The following is a 15,489-nucleotide window of genomic DNA, read 5'->3' as shown; positions in this document are numbered from 1 at the left end:
AAAGATAAAACCAATAAAAAAAATCCAGTGAAATAAGCTTCACTGGATTTTTCATTTTTATCTAGTACAAGATTAAAATCTTCCTAAATTCATTACTTTATGCCAAACTTCTACAAAGTCGTTTACAAATTGCTCTTTAGCATCTTCAGTAGCATAAACTTCTGCTAAGGCTCTTAATTCAGAATTAGATCCAAATATTAAATCGGCACGGGTAGCAGTCCATTTAAGTGCTCCTGTTTTACGGTTTTTACCTTCAAACAATTCATCATTGTCTTCAGAAACTTTCTCCCATTTAGTGTCCATAGCTAATAAATTCACTAAAAAGTCATTTGATAATGCTCCTGGTTTAGCGGTAAACACTCCATGTTTAGATTGATCAAAGTTGGTATCTAAAACTCTCATTCCTGCTAATAGCACTGTCATTTCTGGTGCTGTAAGCGTTAATAGTTGAGCTTTGTCAATTAACAATTCTTCTGTAGAAACATCAAATTTAGTTTTTCTATAGTTTCTAAATCCATCTGCATAAGGCTCTAAATATTCAAAAGCCTCAATATCTGTTTGTTCTGCAGATGCATCCATACGTCCAGGTTTAAAAGGTACTGTAACATTATGTCCAGCTGCGGCGGCGGCTTTCTCAACTCCTACTGCTCCTGCAAGTACAATTAAATCTGCTATAGAAACTTTTTTTGTTCCGCTATTAAATTCGTTTTGAATATCCTCTAAAACTGATAAAACCTTAGACAATTGAGCTGGATTATTTACCTCCCAATCTTTTTGTGGAGCTAAGCGCACTCTTGCTCCGTTGGCGCCTCCTCTTTTATCGGAACCTCTGTAGGTAGAGGCAGATGCCCAAGCTGTAGAAACTAATTCGGATACTGTTAAATTAGACTCTATTATTTTAGTTTTCAAAGTAGCTACATCTAAATCGTTTACCAATTCATGATCTACAGTAGGAATAGGGTCTTGCCATATTAATTCTTCCTGAGGTACTTCTGGTCCTAAATAGCGTTCTATAGGCCCCATATCTCTGTGTGTAAGTTTAAACCAAGCTCTTGCAAAAGCATCAGCAAACTCATCAGGGTTTTCATAAAAACGTCTTGATATTTTTTCATATTCTGGGTCAAAACGCAATGATAAATCTGTTGTCAACATTGTTGGTAAATGCTTTTTTGTAGGGTCGTAAGCATCTGGAATTGTAGGCTCTGCATTTTTAGCAACCCATTGTTTAGCACCCGCTGGACTTTTAGTCATTTCCCACTCATATTTAAATAGATTATCAAAGAAATGATTACTCCATTTTGTTGGAGTTTGAGTCCAAGTAACTTCTGGTCCTCCAGTAATGGCGTGGGCACCAACTCCCGATTCATAACTACTTTTCCATCCAAAACCTTGATCTTCTATAGCTGCTGCTTCTGGCTCAGCTCCGATATACTCTCCTGGATCTGCTGCTCCGTGAGTTTTTCCAAAGGAATGTCCTCCAGCAATAAGCGCTACAGTTTCTTCATCGTTCATTGCCATCCGCTTAAACGTTTCTCTAATATCTTTAGCGGCTGCTATTGGATCTCCATTTCCATTTGGTCCCTCTGGATCCACGTATATTAGTCCCATAACAACTGCTGCAAGCGGATCTTCTAAATCTCTTTCTCCAGAATAACGGTTATCATCCAACCACTTGGTTTCAGATCCCCAATAAACATCTTCTTCTGGTTCCCAAACATCTTCTCTTCCTCCAGCAAAACCAAAAGTCTTAAATCCCATTGATTCTAAGGCTACATTTCCTGTAAGAACCAATAAATCTGCCCAAGAAATTTTCTTTCCATATTTTTGTTTTATAGGCCATAAAAGTCTTCTTGCTTTATCTAAACTTGCATTATCTGGCCAACTATTTAGCGGTGCAAAACGCTGTTGCCCAGAGCCTGCTCCTCCTCTTCCATCTCCAATTCTATAGGTACCTGCACTATGCCAAGCCATACGAATAAATAATCCTCCATAATGCCCAAAATCTGCTGGCCACCAATCTTGAGAATCTGTCATTAATGCATGTAAATCTTTTTTAAGGGCTTGGTAGTCTAGTTTTTTAAATTCTTCAGCATAATTAAAGTTATCTCCCATTGGGTTTGATAATGAAGAATGCTGACGTAAAATATTTACTTTAAGCCTATTTGGCCACCAATCTTTATTGGATGTTCCTCCTCCTGCTGAATGTTTTGGAGCTGCCCCAGAGAATGGGCATTTTCCAGAACCTGTAGAACCATGTGAAAAATTGTTGTCGGAAGTCATATTTTGATATATTTATAAATTAGTATTCTATTATCCTTTCTTCAAAAATACATAACATTAAACTATGATACGCTTATATGTTATCGAATTTACTTATACAAGTATAGATGTTAATTTACTCAATATTTTAAACTTTTAAAAGCTAATTATCTATATTTTAATTTAATATAAATAATAATAATCTGGATTCCCTCGAATAGTTATATTTGCCGCTTTAATTGCTTGCTATTTTAAATGAAATCTGTAAAAAAGAAAAAAACGAAAAGTATCTTCCGAATTATAAATGATGAAATTCATTTATGGTTAGGTTTAATTTCTGGAATTATCGTTTTTATTGTAAGTATAACTGGCTGTTTTTATGCCTTCGAAAGAGAAATAAAAGACGCTATAGAACCATGGAGGTTTGTTGAGCAAGAAAACAAGTTGTTTGTTCCTCCTAGTGTTTTAATAGATACTGCCGCTGTTTATATGCCCAATTATACACCAACAGGTCTTACCTATGCCAATAAAAATGGAGCTGCAGCTGTAGGATACAGCTATATGGTGGATAATAAACCTAATTTTTCTGTTGTTTTTATGAATCCATATTCTGGAAAATTCATAAAAAAACAGCATACAATGGGAGCTAATGAATTCGATTTTTTTACTTTTATTATTAACGGACATAAATCGTTATGGTTACCAGAAAAAATTGGTCGCCCTATTGTAGGAATAGGTACTTTACTATTTATTGTTTTACTCATTTCGGGGATTGTAATGTGGTGGCCAAAAAGATGGAATAAAGCCAATCTTAATAAAAGTTTTAAAATAAAATGGAAAGCTAGTTTTAAACGCGTTAACTACGATTTACATAATGTTTTAGGATTTTATAGCCTTATTCTTGCTTTTATAATTGCTGTAACTGGACTGGTGTGGAGTTTTCAATGGTTTGCAAATACGGTGTATTATCTTACTTCTGGAGGAGATCTCATGGCTGCCCATAGTCACCCGCACTCTAATTTAAAAAATATAGAATTCAAACCAAACGATAGCATTCCTGCAATTGATAAAGCTTGGTATAAGGTAGTTACAAAGGAACCTGACTTTCAAGGAATGTATATTACACCTACTTTATATGAAGAGGACGATTCCTACGAAATAATAGCATATCAAAGTGATAAAACTTACTACAACCGAAATGAATATTATTTTGATCAATACACCCTTGAATTATATCGAAATAAAGCCGATAGATATGAAGAAGCCAATTTTGCTGATCAACTTTATATGCTTAATTACGATATCCATATTGGTGCAGTATTAGGTTTAACAGGAAAAATAATAGCATTTTTGATCAGTTTAATATGTGCTAGTTTACCTATTACTGGCTTCTTAGTTTGGTGGAATAAAAGGAAGTAATTTTTGTGCAAATGCAGGAAGCTACATGATATAATTATTAGTCTTCTGCCCTTCTCTTTACAACATAACTATACTCATTAAAACTCAGTATTAATTAATAAAACTCCAGCCATATAACATATAACTGAAGTTTTATTATTGAATTTTTCATGAAATTAAATCAACTACCTCGAGGCAAGCCTACGAGGTATTCAAAGGAAAAATATTTTAATCCATTTCGACGTAGAATCCTCCAAAATATTCAGGACAGGCTCTGGGGAATAAAACCCCAAATGAGGGATTTAGTGACTGTGCCCTGTTTCTCCTTTACTCATTTCTGCCATTAAATAATAAGCTTGGTTGCTAATAAATTGTGTGCTTTTAGGGTATTCTTCTAAAAACTTTACTTCTACCCATCCATCGTGAGAAATCCCTGTTTTAATCTCTATCGGAGTGAATTTCCATATGTTTTTACCATTTTCTACTACTTCTTCAGAAGAAAAGGTATATTTTTTCCCATTTTCTTCTACAACAGCTTCCTCTGGAAGTGCATATACCATGGTTTCTTCCGTATGAATTTTTCCATTTACATACATTCCTGGAATCAAATTTTCATCTGTATAATCAATCTCTGCATGTACATGAATAGCTTTTGGAGCAGTTTCAAATTGCTTTCCTATAGAATAAATTTTTGCCTTTAATGTTTTATTCAGAATAGATTGTACTTGTACATCAATTTCCTGTCCTTCTTTCAGTTTAAAAACATCTTTTTCAAAAACCATTAAATCTGCATGAACATGATCGTTATCTACTATCATAAACATTTTATCCTGCGGATTTACATACTGACCAATATTAACGGTTACCTTTTCTACAAAACCTTTTATGGGACTCACAACGGCTACTTCTTCCACTATGTTTCCGTTGCGAATTTTAGCTGGACTAATATTTAAATGTCTCAATTGAGACTCGTACCCTTTAACAAGTCCTTTTATAGAAGTAACTTCCGAATTTGATTTTTGATACGCCTTCCCAGAACCTACTTTGGCTTCGTATAATCTTTTCTGCCGCTCATTTTCTTGTTCCAAAAAGACCATATCGCTATACGCTTTTATATAATTTGTCTGTAAAGTAATTAAATCTGGATGCGAAATAGTCCCTAATACTTGTCCCTTTTTAACTTCATCTCCTTCTATAACTTTAATATCCATTACATTGGCACCAATAATTGCGGTTACCGTTGCCTCGTATTGTGGCGGAACTTCTAACTGGCCATTAGCCTCTATAATTCCAGATAAGGCCTTTTTGGATAAAGTATCTACCTGAATTCCTATACTCTTAAACTTTAATTCTGAAAGCTCTAAAGTCCCATTTTCATGCTTTTCCTCCCCTGCTTCTGCTACTTCATTAGCTTTTTTATCTCCGTCTGAAGTCTCTTTTGTTTTGCCTGAACAAGACGCTAATATTCCTACTATTAGCGTTGCAAAAAACATTGTTTTTAATAATTGATTTTTCATGTATTTATTTTTATTTTTTTTATAAACTCCTCTTTATTATATTCTGAAGATTAGTTAATTGTAGTGGATTTTAAATAATATGCCAATTGATATCTACTTGTAAAATAATCCTTAAAGGCAGTCCAAGAATCTACTTCAATCTTAATTGCATCTCGTGTATTTTGTAAGAAAGAAACATAGTCCAACGCACCTTCTTTATACGCTATTATAGCTCCATTTATTTGCTCGTCGGCCAATGGCAAGGCTGTTTCTTTATAATAAAACCATGCATTTTGCCATTTTAAATAATCTTGTAATTGCTGCTGATACTGAGTTTTTAATTCTATTTTTTTCTGAATAAAATTTTCCTGCGCTATTTGCTGTTTAATTTTAGTTTGCTGACTCTCTCCTAATTGTGGACCAAAAAACAATGGAATTTCTAAGCCTACTTGAAATTGATAAAACCCAGATTGCCCCGCTATTTCTTGCTGAGCGTATTGCCCTTGTAACTTAGGAAGAAAAGAAGCTTTAGCATTCCCATTCATTGCATTGGCAACTTCTATTTGCTGTTTTGATACACTTAAAATTGGATGATCTGTTAAAGAATCTACCTTATAATCAAACGGTTTATCCAGTGTATTTACAGAAATCTCGGGAATAGTGTACAACGTATCACTTACCAACCACATATTCAAATATTGAAGAGAACTCAAGTAATTACGGTATGCTTTTTCTTGCTGAATTTTAACTTGACTTGCTTGATTTGAAGTTGCCAAATATTCTAATTTGGAAGTTTCTTCAATTTCATATCTCAACTTTGATGCACTTTCTATACTTGTAAATAAAGAATCTAACCTCTTATAAACATCAAATATTTTTTTTGCTACATACACATCAATCCAAGCTTTACTTACGTCTCGCTCCACTTCTATTTTACTCAGTCCGAGCATATCTTCAGCCAAGATAACTCGTTCCTTTTGAAGTTTTAGCTTAGATGGGATCCCAAAAACGTCTATTCCTTGCTGCTGAATTCCAATTTTATTAAATACTCCATCCGAACTATTTCCCACTTCTTCTTTTCCTGTAAAAACTTGAGTTCTCCCAAAATTCCAAGCAGATTTACGCATTACTTCTTCACTTCTAATAGCGAGTTTAGCTACTTTTAACTTCGGATAATTCTTTAGAGCCATCGCTTGGGCTTCTTCTAAACTAATTTCCTGTAATGGAGCATTCTCATTTGTATCATTTTGGGCTACACCACTAAAACCAATCGTTAAAAAGCCGACAATAAGCAACGTAGTTTTATTAAAATTCAATTTCATCTTCTTTTTATTTTTATTTCTTCCTTCAATCAACGCATATAAAACTGGAAGCACTACCAAAGTCAATAAGGTTGCTGTTAACATTCCGCCAATTACTACAGTTGCAAGTGGTTGTTGTACTTCGGCACCTGCAGAACTCGAAAATGCCATCGGAAGAAAGCCAAAAATATCGGTGGTAGCAGTAAGCATAATCGGTCGAATACGCTCTTTTGTTCCTTTAAAAATTTGCTCATTAATATCTGTAACCCCTTCTTCTTTTAAAGAATTAAAACGATTTATCAATACGAGTCCGTTTAAAACGGCTACTCCAAAAAGCACAATAAAACCAACTCCAGCCGAAATACTAAAAGGCATATCTCGCAACCAAAGTGCTAGTATTCCACCAATTGCTGCTAGTGGGATTGCCATATAAATCATAACAGATTGTGAGAATGATTTCAATGCGAAGTACAATAACACAAAAATTAAAAACAACGCTATTGGAACCACAATGGCTAATCGAGATTTGGCATTTTGCAGATTCTCAAATTCCCCTCCATACGTAATATAATAACCTGGAGGCAACGAAAGTTGTTCATCTAATTGCTGTTGAATATCCTTTACTACAGATTCTACATCACGACCACGTGTGTTTACTCCTACATAAGTTCTTCGGTACGTATTATCACGCGAAATCTGCATCGGCCCTGGCTGATAACTAATATCTGCTACTTCTTTTATTGGAATTTGTGTTCCGTTGGGTAAATCGATAAACAAATTTTGTAGATCGGTTATACTCTTTCTATTTGATGAATCCAAACGAACCACAAGTTCAAACCTTTTTTCTCCTTCAAAAATCTGCCCTGCTACTCCCCCAGCAAAAGCAGTGCTTACATACATGTTTAATTTTTCAATATCCAATCCATATTGTGCCACTTTTTGACGATTGTATCGTACAGTCATTTGTGGTAAGCCAGAAATTCGCTCCGCATTAACATCGCCCACACCAGGAACTGTTTGAATAATCTCTGCCATTTGCTGTACTTTTTTTGAAAGAACATCGAGATCTTCTCCATAAAGTTTCACAGCTACATCTTCTCGAACTCCAGTAATTAACTCATTAAAACGTAATTCTACAGGCTGACTAAAAACTAAATTAACTCCCGCTAAAATATCCAGCTTCTCCTTCATTTTTTCTATAAGTACATCTTTACTTTCCGCTGAAACCCAATTACTTTTATCCTTATCAAGAATAATATACATATCTGCAATATCCATTGGCATCGGGTCCGTAGGAATATCGGCAACTCCTATTCTAGCCACAACGGTTTCTATTTCTGGGAAATTATCTAAAAGAATGTTTTCAATCTTTTTAGAAACAGCAACAGATTCACTTAAACCACTTCCGGGACGAATAAGTGCTTGCATGGCGATATCTCCTTCATCTAACTGCGGAATAAACTCACCTCCCATTCGAGAAAAAACAAATCCGCTAATAATTAATACTACAAATCCGATGCTTAAAACTGCTATTTTAAATTTTAAAGCTAATTGAAGTAACGGAAGGTATGCGGTATGGATAGCGTTAATAATTTTACTGCTGAAATTTTCTAACTTAACTTCAAATCTTCCGAAAGCACTTTTTTTATTTTGAATGGGTTTCATAAACAATGAAGCCATCATCGGGACATAGGTTAAGCAAAGAAAAATAGCTCCAATCATTGCAAAACCAAAGGTATATGCCATTGGTTTAAACATTTTTCCTTCTACTCCTGTTAAAAATAAAATAGGGGTAAATACAATCAGAATAATTATTTGTCCGAAAAAAGCGGAATTCATCATCGTACTTCCTGCGTTATAAGCAAGCGTATCCATTTCTCCTGCTGTAATCATACTTTTCTTGGCTCGTAGTCGCTTCTGAATTTCATGCACAGTTCCTTCAATAATAATAACTGCTCCATCGATAATTATTCCAAAATCAATGGCTCCTAGACTCATTAAATTTGCCCACACATTGAATTGCTTCATCAAAATAAAAGCAAATAATAAGGATAGCGGAATTGTGGTTGCAGTAATAATCCCCCCTCGAAGACTTCCTAATAAAATAACCAATGCAAAAATTACGATAAGTGCCCCTTCTAGTAGGTTTTGTTTTACCGTACTGGTGGTACGCTCTATCAAGGAACTTCGGTCTAAAAAAGGTTTGATTTCTAGGCCCTCAGGAAGCGACTTCTGTACTTCTTTTATACGTTCCTGAACATTTTTTATTACCATATTAGGATTTGCTCCTCGCAACATCATTACCATTCCTCCTACAGCTTCTCTTCCATCTTGAGTAAAGGCTCCATAACGTGTCTGACTTCCATATTGAACTTTTTCGGCTACATTTTTTATCAAAACTGGAATTCCATTTTCAGTTTTTATAACAATTTGTTCAATATCTTCTAGAGATCGAATCAATCCCTCTCCACGAATAAAATTTGCCATTTTATTCTTTTCTATATAAGCGCCACCCGTATTTACATTGTTTTTCTCAAGGGCTTCAAAAACTTCAGCAATAGAAACATTTGCTGCATTTAATTTATTAGGGTTGATAGATATCTCATATTGCTTTACATTTCCTCCAAAGGCATTTACTTCTACAACACCCTCGGTGAGTGCTAATTGGCGTTTTACAATCCAATCTTGAATAGTTCGTAAATCGGTAGGAGAATACTTATCTTCAAATCCTTCTTTCGGACTAATAGTATATTGGTATATTTCTCCAAGTCCTGTAGTAATAGGTCCCATGGTTGGGCTTCCAAATTTTTCTGGAATTTCAGCTTTTACTTCATTCAGCTTTTCTTGGACTAATTGCCTAGGCAGATAGGTTCCTTTTTCGTCTTTAAAAACAATTGTCACCACCGAAAGTCCGAATCGAGAAATCGAACGAATTTCTTCTACTCCAGGTAAATTAGCCATTGCCAGCTCTACAGGATAGGTTACAAACTGCTCAATATCTTCGGTAGCCAAATTTTGAGAAACCGTAATTACTTGTACTTGGTTATTGGTTATATCGGGAACCGAACCTAAATTAATAGTACTCATAGACCAAATTCCTACGCCTATAAGTGCCAACATTAATAGTCCGATTATAAACTTTTGCTTTATAGAAAAAGCAATGATTTTATTAATCATAACCCGTTGTGCATTTAGAAAAAGTTGTGCAAACTGCTAAAATGCAGTAAATTGTAGTAACCACACTATAATTTATATGCACAACTTTCAAGCAAATTACGACAAAATCCTCAAGGTTTTAAAAGAATTGGATTGTAAAATGGATTATTTACATCAAATCCGTAAACCTAAATTAAGAGATAAAGAGCTTATAGCTATTGATTTAACATCAGAATATATGAGTGTTGATAGTGAATGCCAGCTTTTTCGAATGTTACCTGCTGGTCTATCCAGCAAAATAGAGCGCAGTGTCTACAATAGAAGAAAGCGTAAGTTGTTTTCTTTTAGAGAATCACTTCGCAAGGCATTAGTGAGAAAGTTGAATAAATCTGAGCATTGTTATATTGTTGACAGTATGCCGTTAGAGGTCTGTAAATTATCAAGAAGCGCTAGAAGTAAGATATGTAAAGAACAAAACTACAGTCTGCCCGAAAAAGGATATTGTGCAAGTCAATCAAGCCATTATTATGGATATAAATTACATGCTGTCTGTTCTGCTCAGGGTGTTATCGAAAGTATGGATATTAGTCCAGCCTCTGTGCACGATATTAATTATTTAAAGGATATAAAGCATCAATTAAGTGATTGCATATTACTTGGTGATAAAGGGTATTTGTCGGCTGAATATCAATTGAATTTATTTGAATATCATAATATTAGACTTGAAACCCCTATGAGAACAAACCAGCATAACTATAGGGAGCAGCCGTACGTTTTTAAGAAATCCAGAAAGCGTATTGAAACATTGTTTTCTCAACTTTGCGACCAATTTATGATTCGAAGGAATTATGCTAAATCTTTTGAGGGATTCAAAAACAGAATATTATCTAAGATTACGGCTATGACGGTCATTCAATATATAAACATATTTGAATTCAACAGAAATATCAATAACCTAAAAATCAATATTGCCTAAATGCACAACGGGTTAATCATAATCGTATACTTCTTTAATAATGATTTTTGAATATTGAAATGAAAATTTTATGCTTCAATCATAAAGCATAAGAGGTATTGCCATTGAAATTTTAGAAGAAATACTTTTATAATACTTCTGAAAAAAAATCAATACCAATAAAAAAAGTATACTATACCCGAGGGGGTTGCAAAATGGAGTTTTGAAACTGATCTTCAATATGTTTTGTATGAAGATTTACTTCTGAAGATATTTCCGGTGAAATAATAGTATAACCTACTAAAGAGGAAGGAGTAACATGAACATGACAACAATTACATTGGCAAAACGGAGAGCAAAAATCAATTTCCAATCCACCATCTGTATGTGATGTAGCTACTTCTGTAACAGACACATCGTTTGTATTTACCGCATCATCACTGCAACTCACTAAATTTAGTGAGAGAAAATAAACAGACAATATGGTTAAAAATATCTTCAAAATGTATGTTATACTAGTATTCAGTTTATTAGAATAATAACAAGGTTTGATACAAAAATAGCATTAAAATTAAGTTAACTCAAAATATCATATCTATTTTTTTCTTAATTTTGCGCTTGTATGAAATCCGTATTACAAAATATTGCTACTTTTTTAATGGCTATGGTTGTGCTTTTATCAACCATGTCGTTCACTATAGATATGCATTACTGCGGAAGTGAACTTGTTGATATTGCATTAATAAAGCCCGCTAAAGATTGTGGGATGGAAATGCAAAAAAGCACTTCTTCTTCGGAAGATATAATGAAAAGCCACTGTTGTACCGATGAGCATATTGTGATTGAAGGACAAAAAGAACTTAAATCTTCATTTGAAAAAATCTCTTTCCATCAACAGGCATTATTGGTTTCGTATGTGTATACTTTTTTCAATGTTTTTGAAGGTTTAGAAGAAAACATTGTTCCTTTTAAAAACTATACCTCTCCCCTGCTGGTCTCCGAAATACAACTGGAGAACAGTACTTTCTTAATTTGATTTTTTAAACAATTGTGTTGTAGAAACGGCTATAAGCAAATGCTTGTAAGCTGCTGTTTTATTATATCTCAAACTCATTAATTGTTTAAATTCTGTTTATAATGCTACATAAAAGCATCAAATTTTTAATCGAAAACAAGCTAGTTGCAGTTTTATTACTTGCCTTTATTGTAGGATGGGGCGTTATAAATGCACCTTTTAGTTGGAATACTGGTTTTATCCCGAATGATCCTGTGGCAGTAGATGCCATTCCAGATATTGGTGAAAATCAGCAAATTGTATCCACCGAATGGAATGGAAGGTCTCCACAAGATATTGAAGACCAAATTACGTATCCGCTTACTTCTGCCCTTTTAGGAGTTCCAGGAGTAAAAACCATTAGAAGTTCCTCTATGTTTGGACTCTCTAATATTTACATCATTTTTGAAGAGAATGTAGATTTCTATTGGAGTCGTAGTAGGATTATAGAAAAACTCAATTCTCTCCCCAATAATTTACTCCCGAGTGATGTCAATCCATCATTAGGACCAGATGCTACAGGGCTAGGGCAGGTTTTTTTGGTATACCTTAGAAGGAAGAGATGAGAACGGAAATGTTACTGGAGGCTGGGACTTAAATGAACTCCGAAGTATCCAAGATTATTATATCAAATTCGGACTTTCTAGCGCTAGTGGGGTTTCTGAGGTAGCTTCTATCGGTGGATTTGTACAAGAATATCAAATCGACATCAATCCAGAATTGATGCGACAATACAATATTAATTTATCACAAATTGTAAATGCAGTAAAAAATAGCAATCGAGAAATTGGCGCACAGACTTTAGAAATTAATAAAGCTGAGTATTTGGTACGTGGATTGGGGTATGTAAAATCTATTTCAGATATTGAAAATGCTGTTATTACCGCAAAAGATTACACTTCTATAAAGGTAAAAGATGTAGCCAAAGTCTTTCTCGGACCTGAAGCTCGAAGAGGTATTCTAGATAAAGAAGGCGCTGAAGTTGTTGGGGGTGTTGTAGTAGCTCGACATGGAGCTAACCCAATGGAAGTTATAACAAATGTCAAAGAAAAAATAAAAGAAATAAGTGTAGGGCTTCCCACAAAAACCCTTAAAGATGGTACTGTCTCAAAACTTACAATTGTTCCGTTTTACGACCGGAGTACACTTATAAAAGAAACGCTAAACACACTAGACGAAGCGCTAACACTAGAAATATTGGTTACCGTACTGGTTATTGTTATGATGGTGTTTAATTTACGAGCTTCTATCCTAATTTCTGGATTGCTTCCAGTTGCCGTACTTATGGTTTTTGTTGCAATGAAACTCTTTCATGTAGATGCTAATATTGTAGCGCTTTCTGGAATTGCCATTGCCATTGGAACGATGGTCGATGTAGGGGTTATTTTATCTGAAAATATTATTCAACATTTGGAAACTTCCGAAGGAAAAAAATCCATAAACACCATTGTTTACAATGCAACTACAGAAGTCTCTGGCGCTATTATAACAGCAGTTCTTACTACTATAATTAGTTTTATCCCTGTGTTTACTATGGTAGGCGCTGAAGGAAAATTATTTCGCCCACTAGCGTTTACAAAGACTATGGCATTAGCCGCTTCTATTGTTGTAGCGCTGTTTTTAATTCCACCTTTTGCTGCTATTTTATTCAAAAAAAGAGCTTGGAAAAAGAAGAGTTCTTTCCTAATTCATATCTTCAGTATTTTAATAGGAGGGGTTGCTATTTTCTATGGATATTTTATTGGACTAGCACTTGTTGCTTTTGGTATCCTATCTATTCTAACCATCAAAGAAAAAGTTAAAAAAGAACATACCAAATGGTGGCAACTGGGAATTATCATATTCACTATCACAGCTCTTTTGGCCTCTTATTGGCGACCCTTAGGGTTTCAAGAAAATTGGATTTTAAACTTTGTTTTTGTAGCCTTAATTTGTTTTGGACTACTAGGAGTTTTCAAAATTTTCAGTAACTATTATACTCGAATTCTTACTTGGGCAATGGAAAATAGAATTCTTTTTCTTTCCCTTCCTACCTTAATAATTGTATTAGGAGTTAGTATCATGCTGAATACTGGAAAAGAGTTTATGCCTTCCTTAAATGAAGGAACCTTCTTACTAATGCCAACTTCCCTTCCTCATGCTGGCGTTGAAGAAAATAAACGAGTGTTACAACAGCTCGATATGGCTGTTGCAAATATTCCAGAAATCGAAACAGTAGTTGGAAAGGCAGGACGAACAAACTCTGCTATTGATCCTGCTCCACTTTCCATGTACGAAAATATTATTCAGTATAAATCAGAATATATATTGAACGAGAGCGGAAAGCCTCAACGTTTTAAAGTAAATAGTGAAGGTTTATTTGAGCTTAAAAATGGAAAATTTACAAAAGATGGAAACCATTCATCAGAAAAATTAAATATAACTTCAGACAATTTAATTGTTGATGATGAAGGAGCATATTTTAGAAATTGGCGTCACCATATCAATTCTCCAGACGATATTTGGACTGAAATTGTAGAAGCTACAAAGCTTCCAGGGATTACTTCTGCACCAAAATTACAACCCATAGAAACGCGTTTAGTTATGTTACAAACAGGAATGCGAGCACCAATGGGGATAAAAGTAAAAGGAAATGATTTAAAAACCATAGAAGCATTTGGAGTACAGCTAGAAGAGATTTTAAAAAATACTAAAGGTGTTAAAAAAGAAGCTGTATTTGCAGATAGAATTATTGGAAAACCATATTTATTAATAGATATTGATAGAGAAAAGCTGGTCAGATATGGTATTTCTATTGAAAAAGTACAAGAAATTCTTGAGGTAGCTATTGGTGGAAAAGTGTTAAGTAAAACCGTGGAAGGTAGAGCGCGGTATAATATCCGCGTACGTTACCCAAGAGAATTGCGAGCTAGTACAGCCGATTTAGAAAAAATATATGTTCCAGTAGCAAATGAAAACCCTGTTCCATTAAACGAATTGGCAAGCATTAGATTTGAAAGAGGACCGCAAGTAATTAAAAGCGAAGATTCCTTTTTAGTTGGCTATGTTTTATTTGATAAAATGGAAAATTTTGCTGAAGTTAATGTAGTTGAAAATGCGCAACAAAGCATTTTAAAACATATTGAATCGGGCGAGTTAAAAGTACCAGAAGGGATTAGCTATAAATTTACAGGAACTTATGAAAACCAGCTTAGAGCTGAGAAAACTTTATCTTTTGTTGTTCCATTAGTTTTAATCATCATCTTTTTAATTTTATATTTTCAGTTTAAATCGGCTACTACATCTTTTATGGTTTTTAGCGGAATTGCAGTAGCTTTTGGCGGTGGTTTCATACTAATTTGGCTCTATGGGCAGTCGTGGTTTATGAACTTTTCTTTCTTTGGAGAAAACCTTAGAGAGCTCTTTCAAATGCATCCTATAAATTTAAGCGTAGCCGTTTGGGTTGGATTCATAGCGCTGTTTGGCATTGCAACCGACGATGGGGTAGTTATGGCCACCTATTTAACACAAACTTTTAAACGAGAACAACCAACAACAGTAAAAGAAGTTAGAAGTGCTGTTATTCAAGCAGGAGAAAAACGTATTCGACCTTGTTTAATGACTACCGCTACTACCCTTTTGGCATTGCTACCTGTTTTAACTTCGTCTGGAAGAGGAAGCGATATTATGATTCCTATGGCTATTCCTAGTTTTGGAGGCATGCTCATTGCATTAATTACGCTATTTGTTGTGCCTGTTTTATTTGGATGGAAAAAGGAAAAAGAATTATAAACTATGAATTTTGAATCAAGAATCAAGAATTAAGAATCAAGAATTAAGAATTAAGAATTAAGAATTAAGAATTAAGAATTAAGAATTAAGAATTAAGAA

The 15,489-nt window shown here is 34.4% G+C and carries 9 protein-coding genes; 5 read left to right on the top strand and 4 right to left on the bottom strand.

The features are described from left to right. Positions 1-72: 72 nt before the first annotated feature. Entirely contained in the window at positions 73-2,280 is a 2,208-nt protein-coding gene (katG, locus tag JOOMADRAFT_RS18285; RefSeq protein WP_008616058.1) for a catalase/peroxidase HPI, read from the bottom strand. 234 nt (positions 2,281-2,514) lie between these two features. On the opposite strand from katG, the gene JOOMADRAFT_RS18280 reads away from it, so the two are divergent. Then, positions 2,515-3,678, top strand: a complete 1,164-nt coding sequence (locus JOOMADRAFT_RS18280) for a PepSY-associated TM helix domain-containing protein (RefSeq protein WP_008616057.1) — start codon at positions 2,515-2,517, stop codon at positions 3,676-3,678. A gap of 281 nt (positions 3,679-3,959) precedes the next feature. Here JOOMADRAFT_RS18280 and JOOMADRAFT_RS18275 read toward each other — a convergent pair whose 3' ends face one another. Continuing rightward, the gene (locus JOOMADRAFT_RS18275) at positions 3,960-5,174 is read right to left on the bottom strand and encodes an efflux RND transporter periplasmic adaptor subunit (protein ID WP_008616056.1); all 1,215 of its coding nucleotides are present in this window, start codon (positions 5,172-5,174) and stop codon (positions 3,960-3,962) included. 50 nt (positions 5,175-5,224) lie between these two features. After that, positions 5,225-9,631, bottom strand: coding sequence for a CusA/CzcA family heavy metal efflux RND transporter (locus JOOMADRAFT_RS18270; RefSeq protein WP_008616055.1), 4,407 nt, complete (start codon positions 9,629-9,631; stop codon positions 5,225-5,227). Between the two features lie 76 nt (positions 9,632-9,707). Here JOOMADRAFT_RS18270 and JOOMADRAFT_RS18265 point away from each other — a divergent pair, with 76 nt between their 5' ends. After that, positions 9,708-10,586 carry an IS982 family transposase gene (locus JOOMADRAFT_RS18265; protein WP_008610872.1) on the top strand — a complete coding sequence of 293 codons (879 nt, stop codon included), beginning with the start codon at positions 9,708-9,710 and terminating at the stop codon, positions 10,584-10,586. Positions 10,587-10,758: 172 nt separating this feature from the next. Here the strand turns inward: JOOMADRAFT_RS18265 and JOOMADRAFT_RS20245 are convergent, their stop codons facing one another. Next, a complete protein-coding gene (locus tag JOOMADRAFT_RS20245) occupies positions 10,759-11,067 on the bottom strand; it encodes a DUF6660 family protein (protein WP_008616053.1) in 309 nt (102 codons plus the stop codon). Between the two features lie 120 nt (positions 11,068-11,187). Between JOOMADRAFT_RS20245 and JOOMADRAFT_RS18260 the strand changes: the two genes are divergently transcribed. From JOOMADRAFT_RS18260 to JOOMADRAFT_RS20635, 3 genes are all read left to right on the top strand, one after another. Further along, a complete protein-coding gene (locus JOOMADRAFT_RS18260) occupies positions 11,188-11,601 on the top strand; it encodes an HYC_CC_PP family protein (RefSeq protein WP_008616052.1) in 414 nt (137 codons plus the stop codon). A gap of 101 nt (positions 11,602-11,702) precedes the next feature. Continuing rightward, positions 11,703-12,185, top strand: coding sequence for an efflux RND transporter permease subunit (locus tag JOOMADRAFT_RS20780; protein ID WP_394359005.1), 483 nt, complete (start codon positions 11,703-11,705; stop codon positions 12,183-12,185). 46 nt (positions 12,186-12,231) lie between these two features. After that, on the top strand, positions 12,232-15,390 hold the full coding sequence (locus JOOMADRAFT_RS20635) for an efflux RND transporter permease subunit (RefSeq protein ID WP_394359007.1): 3,159 nt from the start codon (positions 12,232-12,234) through the stop codon (positions 15,388-15,390). Positions 15,391-15,489: the final 99 nt, after the last annotated feature.

The sequence above is a fragment of the Galbibacter orientalis DSM 19592 genome (genome assembly GCF_000260115.1).
Lineage (GTDB): Bacteria > Bacteroidota > Bacteroidia > Flavobacteriales > Flavobacteriaceae > Galbibacter > Galbibacter orientalis.
This window is presented reverse-complemented; position numbering and strand designations above follow the sequence as displayed.

Bases quoted from the DNA above. Each gene is read 5' to 3' on its own strand.
- JOOMADRAFT_RS18275 (WP_008616056.1), bottom strand. From the start codon at position 5,174: ATGAAAAATCAATTATTAAAAACAATGTTTTTTGCAACGCTAATAGTA.
- JOOMADRAFT_RS18260 (WP_008616052.1), top strand. From the start codon at position 11,188: ATGAAATCCGTATTACAAAATATTGCTACTTTTTTAATGGCTATGGTT.
- JOOMADRAFT_RS18265 (WP_008610872.1), top strand. From the start codon at position 9,708: ATGCACAACTTTCAAGCAAATTACGACAAAATCCTCAAGGTTTTAAAA.
- JOOMADRAFT_RS18270 (WP_008616055.1), bottom strand. From the start codon at position 9,631: ATGATTAATAAAATCATTGCTTTTTCTATAAAGCAAAAGTTTATAATC.
- JOOMADRAFT_RS18280 (WP_008616057.1), top strand. From the start codon at position 2,515: ATGAAATCTGTAAAAAAGAAAAAAACGAAAAGTATCTTCCGAATTATA.
- katG (WP_008616058.1), bottom strand. From the start codon at position 2,280: ATGACTTCCGACAACAATTTTTCACATGGTTCTACAGGTTCTGGAAAA.
- JOOMADRAFT_RS20780 (WP_394359005.1), top strand. From the start codon at position 11,703: ATGCTACATAAAAGCATCAAATTTTTAATCGAAAACAAGCTAGTTGCA.